Raw genomic sequence first — 12,796 nt, 5'->3', positions numbered from 1 at the left:
TGGATGTTAACCGTGCCGGCGCTTTACCAACTCAGCGGATCGAGGCGGTACAGCAGGGCGAGTTCGCGGTAGAGCGCCGGGTGCTCGGCGGCCATGCGTTGCGGTTGCTCAAAGAAGACTTCGGAGATGACGGCGAAAAATTCAGCCGGGTCGGTGGCGCCGTAGTCGCTGAACAAGGAGGTTTGGCGGTGCGCGCTGCGCGCCTGCAGTTGCGCAAACTCGGCTCCGAGCACCTGCGACCAGCGGGCGTATTGGTCGCGCCGTGCCAGCACCGGGGCGCCGTTGGCAGCGCCCGTTTCCTGGTCGAGCTGGTGGGCGAATTCATGGATCACCACGTTTTGGCCATCGTGGGGCATGGCGGCGCCTTCCAGCGCGTCGTGCCACGACAGAATGACCTGGCCCTGCGACCAGGATTCGCCGGACAGGGCCTCGCGCGCGTGATGCGCCACGCCGCTGTCGTCGGTCTGCGCCCGCTGCACCACGAAGCCGCCCGGGTACACCAGAATCTGGCGCAAGTTGGGGTAGTAGCCGCGCGGGCGGTTGAGCAGCAGCAGGCAGGCTTGCGCCGCAATCGTGATCCGCATTTCGTCGGTCATGACCAGGCCAGCGCAACCGATGAAGGCTTTCTCGGCCACAAACACCTGGATGTGCTGTTCAAGCTGCCGCTGCAAATCGGCGGGCAGGGCGCGCACGTAGGGTACGCGCTGCTTCAGGATGTCGCGCCAGGCGTCGGGAAACGGCTGGGCCCGCAGCTTGTCGCGCTGGCGCCGGGTCCAGTAGGGCTGGCCCAGCAGCCAGAGAATAAAAAGCAGGGCCAGACCGGCCACGATGAGGGCGGGCAAGGCGCTACGCGCTCACGGTTGTAAGGCTTCGATGCGCGCGACATGCGCCGTTAGCGAGCGTTTGGCCACCGGCCACATGCGCGGCGGCACGTCGTCGTACGCCGCGGCGACCCAGTCGTCCAGCGTGCCGTTCGGCTGCGCCTGCATCACCTGGAGAATTTTGGCTTCGCGCCTCAATCGGTGCGCCTTCAGGTGGGCAATGGCGCCAGCGGCCTCGCCGGCAAAGCCGCCGATGACGTAGCCGTGCGCGGGCAGGATGAAGTCAATCCGGTGCGCCGTGCAGGCGGCGCTTAACAGGTCGAGCGAATCGAGGTAGGCCGTCATCTCGCCATCCGGCGGGTCAATCACCGTGGTGCTGCCGTTCAGGATGTGGTCGCCGCTGAACAGCAAGCCGTCTTCCAGCAGCACCAGACACAGGTGGTTGGCCGCGTGGCCGGGGGTGTGAAGGACCATCAAGGTATGTGTCAAATCAGGCGCTAGCCCCCGTCCCTTAAGCGTAAGTAGCTCATTATTTTGTAGCGACCTGTCGGGCGTGAAGGCACTGTGCGCCCGTGCCGTGGGGGCGGACGGCAGGCCCAAAATCGGCGGTCGGGTGTCGCACAGGGCCTGTAGCGGTTTGGCGCCGGGCGAATGGTCCGGGTGAGAGTGGGTGCACACAATCATGCGGATGTCGCCGCCGGCGGCGCGCCACAGCTTTTCCAGGTGCTCGGGGTCGGCTGGCCCGGGATCAATGACGATGTAGCCGGTATGCGGGTCGCCCACCAGGTAACTGTTGGTGCCGGGTCCGGTCATTGCGCCGGGGTTGGGCGCGGTGAGGCGCTGCACGTTTTTCAGCAGCGCCACCGGTTGCTCGGTTTGCCAGTCCAGCGGGTGCACGATGTGCCCGTCCGGGCAGACCAGCGCCAGTTCGCCATACGGCTGCTCGTGCTCCATGTAGCGGGCTTCCGCGCCGGCCAGCAGGCCGGTACGCGGGCAGCAACTCCACAGCGGCTGCTCGGTGGCGGCGCAGGCTTGCAGCACGGCGTCGACCGTGGCGTAGTCCTGCAGCCGTTCCAGCGTGCGGATGGTCGGGAAAATAATGAAAAACTGGCCGGCTTTGTGCCGCGCCAGCGCCTCGGCGGCGCGCACCCACACCGGCTCGAACTGCTCGGTCTCATCGGCCACCGGCGTTTGCCCTGCGGGCATGCGGGCCACCAAAAACGGCACATCAAAGCGGCGCGGCATATCGCGATCGGTGATCCAGTGGGCCAGCACAAACACCTCGTCGGCCGCCAGCGTCAGGCCCAGCGTCTGGCATTGGGCGGCGAACGGTTCGGCGCGGTCGAGCGCGTCAACGTCAGACTGGTCGGCGGCTGAGCCGTCGGCCCGGCGCGCCAGCAGCACGCCCAATTCTTCAAAACTTTCGCGGATGGCGGCGATGGCCTGTGTCAGGTGCAGGTCACTTTGGGTGGCACGCCGCTTCGTCTGGCCGTGGCTCAACTCGTCCAGCGCGTCCACGCCGCCGCCTGGAAAGACATAAGCGCCCGGGACAAAACTGGCGGTCATGGAGCGGCGCGTCATCAGCACTTCAATGCCGCTGGCCGAGTCGCGCAGCAGCAGCACGGTGGCGGCAGGGCGGGTGGGCGCGGGTTCACGCGGGGGATGGAGGAGTTGGGTGGGGCGTGCCATGGCGTGATTTTGCAATGAATTACGCCGGTGGGAGCGCGGCTGCGCCTGCGATGCAGGGATAATTCCCGCATGCGAATCAGTTTCACCAAAATGCAGGGTGCCGGCAACGACTTTGTGGTGCTCGACGAAACCCGGCAGCGGCTCGGCCTGTCCCCCGCGCAGTACCGCTTTCTGGCCGACCGCCACTTCGGCGTCGGTGCCGACCAGATTTTGACGGTGCGCCCGTCGCCCGCGCCGGGCATCGACTTTGAGTACGTCATCCACAACGCCGATGGCTCTGAGGTGGAGCAGTGCGGCAACGGCGCGCGCTGCTTTGCCCGCTTTGTGCGGGACCAGGGTCTGACCACCCAGGATGCGATCCGGGTGCAAACCAAGGCCGGCGTGATTGAACCCCGGCTGATGCCCGATGGCCGGGTGACGGTGAACATGGGCGCGCCGGTGTTTGAGCTGGCCGAGATTCCATTTAATGCGGCCGGTTTGACGCCGCAAGCCGCTGGTTCATGGCAAAAATGGCCGCTAGCCCTCGTGGAACCTGCGCAGGAAGCTATTGTTTATGTAGCAGTGGTGTCGATGGGCAATCCGCACGCCGTGCAAGTGGTGGACGAGGTGGACACGGCGCCGGTGCTGCTGCAAGGGCCGTTGATTGAAAACCACCCCAGTTTTCCCAAGCGGGTGAATGCCGGCTTCATGCAGGTGGTGGACCGCCGCCACATTCGGCTGCGCGTGTTTGAGCGCGGTACCGGCGAAACCCTGGCCTGCGGCTCCGGCGCGTGCGCTGCCGTGGTGGCGGGCATCCGGCTGGGACTGCTCGACGACAAGGTGGATGTGCAGACCCGCGGCGGCACCTTGACGATTTCCTGGGCCGGTCTCGCCTCGCCGGTGATGATGACGGGCCCGGCCACCACTGTTTTTCACGGCGAAATTGATTTACCTGACTACCTATGACTACCTCCTTCACCAATCCCCTGACCGAAGACGATATTGCCAACTACCTGGCCAATACCCCCGAATTTTTTGAGCGCCACGCCGAATTGCTGGCCGCCGTGCAACTCACCAGCCCGCACAGCCAGCGCGCCGTGAGCCTGCAGGAGCGCCAGGCGGAGATGCTGCGCGACAAGATCCGGGTGCTGGAGCAGCGCATCATGGGCATGCTGCGCAATGTCAACGAGAACGTCATCTTGTCCGACAAGTTGCTGCGCTGGGCGCGCGACCTGTTTCTGACCACCGACCTGCAGGCCTTGCCGGGACAGATTGCCGAAGAAATTCAGCATCAGTTCCTGGTGCCCCAGGTCGGCATCAAGGTGTGGGACGTGGCGCCCGAGTTTGCCGCTGCCAACTTTGCGCTGGGCGTGAGTGACGACGCCAAACTGTTCGCCTCCTCGCTGATGGAGCCGTACTGTGGCTTGAACACCGGTTTCGAGGCCATCAGCTGGCTGCCCGAACCGCAGGCCGCCATCTCGCTGGCGATTCTGCCGCTGCGCGCCGGGCTGGTGGGCAGCACGGCGCCAGCCTTTGGCATGCTGGTGCTGGCGTCGCCGGACGCCCAGCGTTTCAACAACACCATGGGCACCGACTTTCTGGAGCGCATTGCCGAACTGGCCAGCGCCGCGCTGACCCGCCTGCGGTAGTGGCTTGTGCCGGTGGTTGACGACGCCGTCCTGATCGAGCGCTACCTGGCGCATGTGCGGTTCGAAAAACGCCTGGCCGAGCGCACGGTCACGCTGTATTCGCTGGACCTCCAAAAGCTTCAAGGCTATGCCGCGCAGGTCAGCGTCGCCCTGACCCAGGTCCAAAACAGCCACATCCGGCGTTGGGTCGCGCAGATGCATGGCGGCGGGCGCAGCGGCCGCGGCATTGCCCTGATTCTGTCGGGCTGGCGCGGTTTTTACGTCTGGCTCGGGCGCGAAGGCTTGGTCCATAGCAACCCGGTGCAGGATGTCCGCGCGCCCAAGGCCGGCAAGCCTTTGCCGAAAGCCCTGAGTGTGGACGATTCCGTGCAACTGGCCCGTTTTGCCAGTGACCGCAACGATCCGTGGCTGGAAGCGCGCGACGCCGCCATCGTCGAATTGCTCTATGGCAGCGGCCTGCGCGTCGGTGAATTGACTGGCCTGGACGCGGTGGCCAGTCTCGCGGCCCCCGGCTGGATCGATCTGGATGCGGCGGAAGCGCATGTGCTGGGCAAGGGCGCCAAACGACGTACCGTGCCGGTGGGCCGCAAGGCGCTTGCAGCGCTGACGCGCTGGCTGGCGCTGCGCGATCAGGCGCTGCCGCTGGCCGCGCAGGGCACGCCGGCGCCGGGCGGTACCGCCCAGGCCGCCTTGTTTATCGGGCGCAATGGCACCCGGCTGACCGCGCAATCGATCTGGCAGCGGGTGAAGCGCCGCAGCCAGCAAGCCGGGCTGGCCACGCCCGTGCATCCGCACATGCTGCGCCATTCCTTTGCCAGTCACCTGCTGCAGTCGAGCAGCGATTTGCGTGCCGTGCAAGAGTTGCTCGGCCACGTCAGCATCACCACCACGCAGGTCTACACCCGGCTGGACTTTCAGCATCTGGCCAAGGCCTACGATGCGGCGCATCCCCGGGCCAAAATCAAGTCGTCCGGTCAGAAGTAAGGCACACTGGAGCCCTTCGATAGAAAGGTTCTTCATGCGCAGTCAAATATCGGTCATCCTGGACAAAGGGGTTGAATTCAATTTCAATGTGGGCGAAGCGCCTCCCATGCCCCACGACGTCGCCCGGACCTGGCTTGACAGCCAGTTCACCGCCCTGGACTGTGAGCCCCTGCGGGCCAGCGGCAAAGTTCTGACGGCGGACAAGGTGCTGCGGGTAACCGAAGCGGCCGGCGCCGCCTTGCTGGGGGATGAAAAATGGGCCGCGGCCTATGTTCAGGCCGTGTCTGCGGCGCTTGCCAAACCCATGATCCGGATCGACGTCCCGGCGATGTCCGTCACTTATTGATGACGCACCCTGGCGCGGCCAAGGGCGGCGCCAGGTGACCGGAAAAGGTCGCCTTCGTTAGGCCCCACAATCAGTGCCATGAAAACGATTCAATTAAAAGCCGGCAAAGAGCGTTCGCTCTTGCGCCGCCATCCCTGGCTCTTTGAGTCCGCCATTGCCCAAGGCACGGCCGACGCGGGCGAGACGGTGCGGGTGGAATCTGCTGACGGCCAGTTTCTAGCCTGGGCCGCCTTCAGCCCGAGCTCCAAAATCCGGGCCCGGGTCTGGAGTTTTGACGAAGCGCAGTCGATAGGTGCTGCGTTTTTAATAGCTGCTTGCGCAGCTGCTGTAAGGGCTAGAGGCCGATTTGATATAAATAGTGACAGCATGCGGCTGGTGCACGGTGAGTCCGACGGGTTGCCGGGGCTCATCGTCGACCGCTATGGCGACACCTTGGTGGCGCAGTTTCTTTCCGCTGGCGCCGAGCGCTGGAAAGCGGTGCTGGCCGACGCCTTGCTGGTCGCCACCGGCCTGAGCAAGTTGTATGAGCGCTCCGACGCCAGTGGCCGCGCGCTGGAAGGGTTGCCGGAGGTGAGCGGCTGGTTGCGCGGGGAGGGTCCGACCGAACTGGTGCTGCGCGAGCACGACTGGCAACTGGCCATCAACATCGCCAGCGGGCACAAGACCGGCTTTTACCTGGACCAGCGCGACAGCCGCAAGACGTTTGCCGATTACAGCCGGCGCCTGAAATTTGAGCGTGTGCTCAATTGTTACTGCTACACCGGCGGCTTCACGGTGGCTGCGCTGACCGGCGGCGCGGGTCACGTCACCTCGATTGACTCATCCGGCCCGGCCCTTGAAAAAGCCGCCGCCAACGTGGTGTTGAATGGGTTTGACGCCAGTCGCACCACCTTCATGGATGCCGATGTGAATGCCTCGTTGCGCCAGTTTGGTGCCGCCGGCACAACTTTTGATGCCATCGTGCTTGATCCGCCCAAGTTTGCCCCGACCGTGGCGCACGCCGAGCGGGCCGCGCGGGCCTACAAGGACATCAACCGGCTCGCCTTCAAGCTGCTGGCACCGGGCGGCGTCTTGTTTACCTATTCCTGCTCAGGCGGCGTCAGCGCCGACCTGTTTCATAAGATTGTGGCCTCCGCCGGCATTGACGCCGGGGTCGATGGCTATATCAGCGAGCGCATGGGGGGCGCCCCGGATCATCCGATGACGATCAATTTCCCCGAGGGTGAATACCTCAAGGGTTTGGTGGTTATGCGCAAATGAGCCGCCGCCCCTGGCCCGCTACACTCCCCTGCTTCTGACGCCAACCCACTGAGAAAAACGATGAGCCTCATTCCTGCAACCATTCTGACGGGCTTTCTCGGCTCCGGTAAAACCACGCTGCTCAAGCGCGTGCTTCAAGAGGCCCATGGCCAGAAAATCGCCGTCATTGAGAATGAGTTTGGCGAGGAAAACATCGACAGCGACATCCTGGTGACCGACACCACCGAGCAGATCATCCAGATGAGCAATGGCTGCATTTGCTGCACCATCCGCGAAGATCTGCGCGCGACGCTGCGCGATCTGGCCGAGAAAAAGCGCAAGGGCGAGCTGGTCTTTGACCGCGTGGTGATCGAGACCACCGGCCTGGCGGACCCCGGTCCGGTGGCGCAAACCTTCTTCATGGACGATGAAATTGCCGAGAGCTACCTGCTCGACTCGATCCTGACGCTGGTCGATGCCAAACATGCGGCGACGCAGCTCAACGAACGGCAGGAGGCGCGCCGCCAGGTCGGCTTTGCCGATCAGATTTTCATCAGCAAGACCGACCTGGTCGGGCAGGACGAAGTCGATGCCTTGACGCACCGCTTGAAGCACATGAACCCGCGCGCACCGCAAAAGGCGGTGCATTTTGGTGAAGTCGCGTTAAGTGAAGTGTTTGACCTGCGCGGCTTCAACCTGAATGCCAAGCTCGATATTGACCCTGACTTTCTCAAAGAAGAAGAGGCCGCCCATGAAGGCCATGACCACGCGCCCGGTGAACATTGCGACCATCCCTCGCACAGCGAAGGCGGCGGACATCACCACCATCACGATGATGACGTGAAGAGTTTTGTCTTCAAATCGGATCGGGCCTTTGACCCGGCCAAGCTGGAAGACTTTCTGGGCGCCATCGTCAATATTTACGGCCCGCGCATGTTGCGCTACAAAGGCGTTTTGTTCATGCAAGGCACCGATCGAAAAGTGATTTTTCAGGGCGTGCACCAGTTGATGGGCAGCGACCTGGGGCCGGCTTGGGCCGAGGGTGAAAAGCGGTCCAGCAAAATGGTGTTCATCGGCATTGATCTGCCCAAGGACATCTTTTTGCAGGGCATGGAGCAGAGTCTGGTTTGATTCGGCGCCCTTATTTTTAAGCAGAAGTCCAAATGTTTGTCTCGCTTTTGCAACTGATGGGTTTTCCAGTGGCGGAGCCTGTAAACTCGCGCGCCAAAGAAGATGCGCAACGTCAGTCCTCAACAGCTGGCATTGCGGGTATAACGTCAAAGGCTTCGGAAGTAGATACGCAGGTCCATTCTGCGAGGAGGCAAGAAGTGAAAGCTCAATCCGGGAAACCCAAAATGGCATCCAAAGCAATCGACAAGGACAAGCCCAATGTGAAAGCCGTTGCCAAGCCGGTGGCGGACCTTTCAGCCAAACCACGGGTCAAGAAGCCATCACCGGTCAAAGCGTCTGAGATAGCCGCCCCGATCCAGGTCGTCAAGCCGACAGCCAAAGATAAAGTTAAAGTTCAAGTAAAGGATTCTGTGAAAACGACGACTGCGAAAGCTAGCAAACCCGAAGTAGTGGTATCAAAACCCAAAGTCACCCATACGGTGAAGCCTGGAACAATTGCGACCGCTGCGGCGTCGGCAAAACCGGTTGTGGTGGCCCCCACCCAAGTTGACGCCCCGTCCGTGCCTGCCAGAGCCGGCCGTCCTTCTTCCCGGCTTGCCCAGCTCACGGTTCCTTCCATGGCGCAGTCGGTGGCTTCTACCGCGGCCAAAGCCAGTTTCACGCAAACTACGCCGGTCCCGTTCATCATTCCGCCACTGGCTTCGTCCGTCAAAAAAGACCCCAAGCTGGCCAACAACTGGAAATTAAAACCGGTTGAGCAACTGACCGATGCCGACGTGATCGCGATGCCCGACGATGAGTACATGAACGATACCCAGTTGGCATTTTTCCGCCTGAAGTTATCGGTGATCAAGCAGGAAATTCTGAGCAATGCGGGTGAAACCACTGAGCATCTGCGCGAGGAAACCGTGGTGGTGCCCGATCCGACCGATCGTGCCACCATTGAAGAAGAGCATGCGCTGGAGTTGCGCACCCGGGATCGGGAACGCAAGCTCTTGAAGAAAATTGAACAGTCTATTCAGCGCATTGATGCAGGCGAATATGGCTATTGCGATGAAACCGGGGAACCCATTGGGGTCGGGCGTTTGCTCGCGCGACCCACGGCCAACCTGTCGCTGGAGGCGCAACAGCGCCGGGAACTTCGGCAAAAAATGTTCGGGGATTAATCGAAAGTTGTCTCCAACTTTTTATCTGGCCTTGCTGTCCCATGGCGACCAAAGACAATAACGCCGGTTTGCTGTCCAAGGTGGCCCGCTTCGTCCGTAATCCGACGAAAGACTGGGCTGATCTGGACAAGCCAGCGCCGGAACCAGAGCAGGAGAGCGGCTACAGCAAGCAGGCGCTCAAAGAAATGATCGAGCGCAAGCGACAAAATGATTTTGTCCGGCGCCGTGAATTTGACTATCTGCGCAAATTACGGCGCAATGCGCCTGCGATCAACCCCGATCTCGCGGGACGTCCCTCGTTCTTTCAGAGCAGTCTGGCCTCTAATCCGGATGAGCGAGCCACGACACTCAAAAAGATTGATGAAATAGAAGCCCAGATGTCCAAGCAGTGGTGGAAGGGCAAGCAGGATGAATCCGCGGTTCTCGGCGGCAGTTCGCCTCTGGTGAGCACTCAGCCTCGAACTGCAGACGATGCTGCGTTGATGTCTTTTGAGCCGACACAGGCATCCGAGTTAAATTCGGATTTGGATTCGATGCCCGGGTCTGATTACGAATCCACGCAAATGGGTTTATCTACAACGGATGACATGGCGGCGGTGGGGGGGGCGCATGAACCGACGGTCGCCAGAAGCGCGGGAAGCCGGAACTTTGAAGCGGGAGTCAGCGAATTTTCACCCTCCAAATTGTTTTCCATCGACTTGGGTGACAGTCTGGCGGACCCGGACCTGGAGGAAGCGGCCATCCGGTTCGCCAACGGCGACGATGCCGGTGCCGAAGCCGGGCTTCTGGCCGCGTTGCATGCCGACAACGTCGATCCCGATTCGGCCGACCGGTGGGCTGCTGCCTTGTTCGACCTCTATCGTTCAACCGGACAGCAGGCCAGTTTTGATCGGGTCGCCATCGACTATGCCCAGCGTTTCGGCCGCTCGGCGCCAGCCTGGTTCTCCACCCCCGATTTGTTGGGGCATAAAGCAGCGGGGGCGCCCCTGGCAGATCGGGTGCAGGCCGCGGTGAAAAGTAATCAGACGGAGTGGGATTGTCCCGCCGTGCTGGATGTTCAGACGGTGCATGCCCTGCAGGCCCGCTTGACGCGCGAGGCTGAGCCCTGGTGTTTGAACTGGCGGCAGTTGAGCGCCATCACCCCCGATGGGGCACGGGCCTTGGCGGCGTTGTTTGTCGAGTGGTGTTCGAAACCCGTGAAATTGAATTTTTTGGCGGCAGACATTCTTGAAAACACACTGAGATCATTGACCCCATCCGGTGACAAACGGGTTGATCCCTATTGGTGGCGGCTTCGTCTGGATGCCTTGCGCATTTTGCGCTTGCAGGATGAGTTTGAGTTGGCGGCGCTGGATTATTGTGTCACCTATGAAGTTTCCCCGCCGCCCTGGTCAGATGCCCGTTGTGAATATGTCTTCGAGGGGGTGAATTCAAGCACGCCATTTGAATCCGCCCATGGTTTGATGGGGGGCGCCTTCAGCGACCCGGCTGATTTGAATCAGGCGCCGACCGTGCTCATGGGGATGGACATTCTCCCTGCGGCCGTTGTGGAATTGACCGGCGAAGTGCTGGGCGATGTGGCAGAAGCATTGGATAAACTGCAGGCAGGATTGAAGGGGGCGGACCGACTGGTGGTTTCCTGTGCCCGGCTGATTCGTGTCGATTTTTCGGCCGCTGGAAGTATTCTCAACTGGGTTGCTACGCGAGAGTCCGAAGGCTGCCAGGTGCAGTTTCGCGATGTGCCGTGTCTGGTGGCTGCCTTTTTCAATGTGATCGGGATCAACGAACACGCCCGCGTCATATTGAGGACCAGCTGACCCGCTGGTTGGGTGTTTTTAACGAAACGCGCTCCAGTCCAGCCTTGTTATCAGGCTGGATGACCTGACTTGAGAAGAATATGGAACAATTTCACGGTACGACCATCATCAGCGTGCGACGCAAGACCCCACAAGGCATGCAAGTCGCGATCGGCGGCGACGGCCAGGTCACCTTGGGCAGCATTGTGGTCAAAGGCACGGCCCGCAAAGTGCGCAAGCTCTACCACGGCAAGGTGCTGGCCGGTTTTGCGGGTGCCACCGCCGACGCTTTCACGCTGTTCGAGCGCTTTGAAGCCAAGCTTGAAAAACACCAGGGTCATCTGGTGCGTGCCGCCATCGAGCTCACCAAAGACTGGCGCACCGACCGGGTGCTGCGCCGTCTGGAGGCCATGCTGGCGGTGGCCGACAGTGAGGCGTCCCTGATCATCACCGGCAACGGGGATGTGCTGGAACCGGAAAACGGGATTGTCACGATTGGCTCCGGTGGCGCTTATGCACAAGCGGCGGCGATCGCCTTGCTGAACCATACCGAGCTGTCGGCGCAGGAAATCGTCAAAAAGTCGTTGGAGATTGCGGCCGATATCTGCATCTATACCAACATGAATCACACGATTGAGACCCTTTAAATCTATGTCCTCCATGACCCCGCAGGAAATTGTTCGTGAACTGGACAAGCACATCGTTGGCCAGCATCAGGCCAAACGTGCGGTCGCCATCGCGCTGCGCAACCGCTGGCGCCGTCAGCAGGTGGAGCCCGGCTTGCGCGCGGAAATCACGCCCAAAAATATTCTGATGATTGGCCCGACAGGGGTGGGTAAAACCGAAATAGCCCGGCGACTCGCCCGGCTGGCCGATGCGCCTTTTATCAAGGTCGAGGCCACCAAATTTACCGAGGTCGGTTACGTGGGCAAGGATGTGGATGCCATCATCCGCGATCTGGCCGATATTGCGGTCAAGCAAACCCGCGTCGCTGAGATGAAGAAGGTGCGTGCCCGCGCGGAAGATGCCGCCGAAGACCGGGTGCTGGACATTCTGATTCCGCCGCCGCGGAGCGACTTCGGCGTCGTTCCAAACCCCGAGACCGAGAGCACGGCGCGCCAGACCTTTCGTAAAAAACTGCGAGAAGGCCAGCTGGCGGACCGGGAGATCGAGATTGACGTGGCCCAAGCCACCCCACAGTTGGAAATCATGGGCCCGGCGGGCATGGAAGAAATGACCGAGCAGTTGCGCGGCATGTTTGGCCAGATGGGGCAACAAAAGCGCCAGGTGCGCAAACTCAAGATTCCAGAGGCCCTGAAGCTGCTGGTGGACGAAGAAGCAGCCAAGCTGGTCAATGAGGAAGAAATCAAAACACAGGCGCTGCACATGCTGGAGCAGAACGGCATTGTGTTCATCGACGAGATTGACAAGGTCACCTCGCGCTCGGAGGGCAGCGGTGCCGAAGTGTCGCGCCAGGGTGTCCAGCGCGATTTGCTGCCGCTGGTTGAGGGCACCACCGTGTCCACCAAATACGGCATGGTCAAGACCGACCACATTTTGTTCATCGCCTCGGGTGCGTTCCAAATGAGCAAGCCGAGTGATTTGATTCCCGAGTTGCAGGGACGCTTTCCCATTCGGGTGGAGTTGCAGTCTTTGTCGGTGCAAGACTTTGTGGCGATTCTGACGCAAACGCACGCCTCGCTGGTCAAGCAGTACCAAGCCTTGCTGGCGACGGAGAATGTCACCGTCGAGTTTCAGGAGGCGGGTATCACGCGTCTCGCGCACATCGCGTTCGATGTCAACGAACGCACCGAGAACATTGGCGCGCGGCGCCTGTCGACCGTGATGGAGCGGCTGCTGGATGAGGTGAGTTTTGAGGCGGCCAGCCTGGGCGGCCAGACCATTCAGGTTGATGCGGCGTATGTGGATGCGCGACTCGGTGAGCTGAGCCGGAACGAAGATCTCTCTCGTTACATACTGTAAAGGTCTGCGGCTG

12 protein-coding genes are annotated in these 12,796 nt (G+C 61.5%); 10 read left to right on the top strand and 2 right to left on the bottom strand.

What is annotated here, in order from left to right:
- Window positions 1-23: 23 nt before the first annotated feature.
- Window positions 24-842, bottom strand: coding sequence for a M90 family metallopeptidase (locus tag HHJ17_RS09365; RefSeq protein WP_296505600.1), 819 nt, complete (start codon window positions 840-842; stop codon window positions 24-26).
- Between the two features lie 12 nt (window positions 843-854).
- Window positions 855-2,510 (bottom strand): MBL fold metallo-hydrolase, encoded by a 1,656-nt coding sequence (locus HHJ17_RS09360; RefSeq protein ID WP_296505599.1) that lies wholly within the window; start codon window positions 2,508-2,510, stop codon window positions 855-857.
- Window positions 2,511-2,579: 69 nt separating this feature from the next.
- On the opposite strand from HHJ17_RS09360, the gene dapF reads away from it, so the two are divergent.
- From dapF to hslU, 10 genes are all read left to right on the top strand, one after another.
- Window positions 2,580-3,455, top strand: coding sequence for a diaminopimelate epimerase (gene dapF / locus HHJ17_RS09355; RefSeq protein WP_296505598.1), 876 nt, complete (start codon window positions 2,580-2,582; stop codon window positions 3,453-3,455).
- On the top strand, window positions 3,452-4,138 hold the full coding sequence (locus HHJ17_RS09350) for a DUF484 family protein (RefSeq protein WP_296501014.1): 687 nt from the start codon (window positions 3,452-3,454) through the stop codon (window positions 4,136-4,138). Before dapF ends, HHJ17_RS09350 begins: the two co-directional genes overlap by 4 nt.
- Window positions 4,139-4,150: 12 nt before the next feature.
- Complete coding sequence (locus HHJ17_RS09345) at window positions 4,151-5,122, top strand: tyrosine recombinase XerC (RefSeq protein WP_296505597.1); 972 nt, start codon at window positions 4,151-4,153, stop codon at window positions 5,120-5,122.
- A gap of 34 nt (window positions 5,123-5,156) precedes the next feature.
- Entirely contained in the window at window positions 5,157-5,468 is a 312-nt protein-coding gene (locus tag HHJ17_RS09340) for a hypothetical protein (protein ID WP_296505596.1), read from the top strand.
- 78 nt (window positions 5,469-5,546) lie between these two features.
- Window positions 5,547-6,728, top strand: a complete 1,182-nt coding sequence (locus HHJ17_RS09335) for a class I SAM-dependent methyltransferase (protein WP_296505595.1) — start codon at window positions 5,547-5,549, stop codon at window positions 6,726-6,728.
- Window positions 6,729-6,788: 60 nt separating this feature from the next.
- Window positions 6,789-7,838: a GTP-binding protein gene (locus HHJ17_RS09330; protein ID WP_296505594.1), complete on the top strand. Its 1,050-nt coding sequence runs from the start codon at window positions 6,789-6,791 to the stop codon at window positions 7,836-7,838.
- Window positions 7,839-7,870: 32 nt separating this feature from the next.
- Window positions 7,871-9,004, top strand: a complete 1,134-nt coding sequence (gene dksA / locus HHJ17_RS09325) for an RNA polymerase-binding protein DksA (RefSeq protein ID WP_296505593.1) — start codon at window positions 7,871-7,873, stop codon at window positions 9,002-9,004.
- 41 nt (window positions 9,005-9,045) lie between these two features.
- On the top strand, window positions 9,046-10,821 hold the full coding sequence (locus tag HHJ17_RS09320; RefSeq protein ID WP_296505592.1) for an STAS domain-containing protein: 1,776 nt from the start codon (window positions 9,046-9,048) through the stop codon (window positions 10,819-10,821).
- An 80-nt stretch (window positions 10,822-10,901) separates the two neighbouring features.
- Window positions 10,902-11,447 (top strand): ATP-dependent protease subunit HslV, encoded by a 546-nt coding sequence (gene hslV / locus HHJ17_RS09315; RefSeq protein ID WP_296501025.1) that lies wholly within the window; start codon window positions 10,902-10,904, stop codon window positions 11,445-11,447.
- Between the two features lie 4 nt (window positions 11,448-11,451).
- Window positions 11,452-12,783, top strand: coding sequence for an ATP-dependent protease ATPase subunit HslU (hslU, locus tag HHJ17_RS09310; RefSeq protein WP_296501026.1), 1,332 nt, complete (start codon window positions 11,452-11,454; stop codon window positions 12,781-12,783).
- The last annotated feature ends 13 nt before the right edge of the window (window positions 12,784-12,796 follow it).

The sequence above is a fragment of the Rhodoferax sp. genome (genome assembly GCF_012927445.1).
GTDB lineage: Bacteria > Pseudomonadota > Gammaproteobacteria > Burkholderiales > Burkholderiaceae_C > Rhodoferax.
Note: the sequence above shows the minus strand (reverse complement) of the source record. Positions and strands in the feature narration are given on the sequence as shown.

What these genes read in the sequence shown, in the direction of transcription:
- HHJ17_RS09360 (WP_296505599.1), bottom strand. Translation starts at nt 2,510, where the DNA reads ATGGCACGCCCCACCCAACTCCTCCATCCCCCGCGTGAACCCGCGCCC.
- HHJ17_RS09320 (WP_296505592.1), top strand. Translation starts at nt 9,046, where the DNA reads ATGGCGACCAAAGACAATAACGCCGGTTTGCTGTCCAAGGTGGCCCGC.
- HHJ17_RS09330 (WP_296505594.1), top strand. Translation starts at nt 6,789, where the DNA reads ATGAGCCTCATTCCTGCAACCATTCTGACGGGCTTTCTCGGCTCCGGT.
- HHJ17_RS09335 (WP_296505595.1), top strand. Translation starts at nt 5,547, where the DNA reads ATGAAAACGATTCAATTAAAAGCCGGCAAAGAGCGTTCGCTCTTGCGC.
- HHJ17_RS09350 (WP_296501014.1), top strand. Translation starts at nt 3,452, where the DNA reads ATGACTACCTCCTTCACCAATCCCCTGACCGAAGACGATATTGCCAAC.
- HHJ17_RS09340 (WP_296505596.1), top strand. Translation starts at nt 5,157, where the DNA reads ATGCGCAGTCAAATATCGGTCATCCTGGACAAAGGGGTTGAATTCAAT.
- dapF (WP_296505598.1), top strand. Translation starts at nt 2,580, where the DNA reads ATGCGAATCAGTTTCACCAAAATGCAGGGTGCCGGCAACGACTTTGTG.
- dksA (WP_296505593.1), top strand. Translation starts at nt 7,871, where the DNA reads ATGTTTGTCTCGCTTTTGCAACTGATGGGTTTTCCAGTGGCGGAGCCT.
- hslU (WP_296501026.1), top strand. Translation starts at nt 11,452, where the DNA reads ATGTCCTCCATGACCCCGCAGGAAATTGTTCGTGAACTGGACAAGCAC.
- hslV (WP_296501025.1), top strand. Translation starts at nt 10,902, where the DNA reads ATGGAACAATTTCACGGTACGACCATCATCAGCGTGCGACGCAAGACC.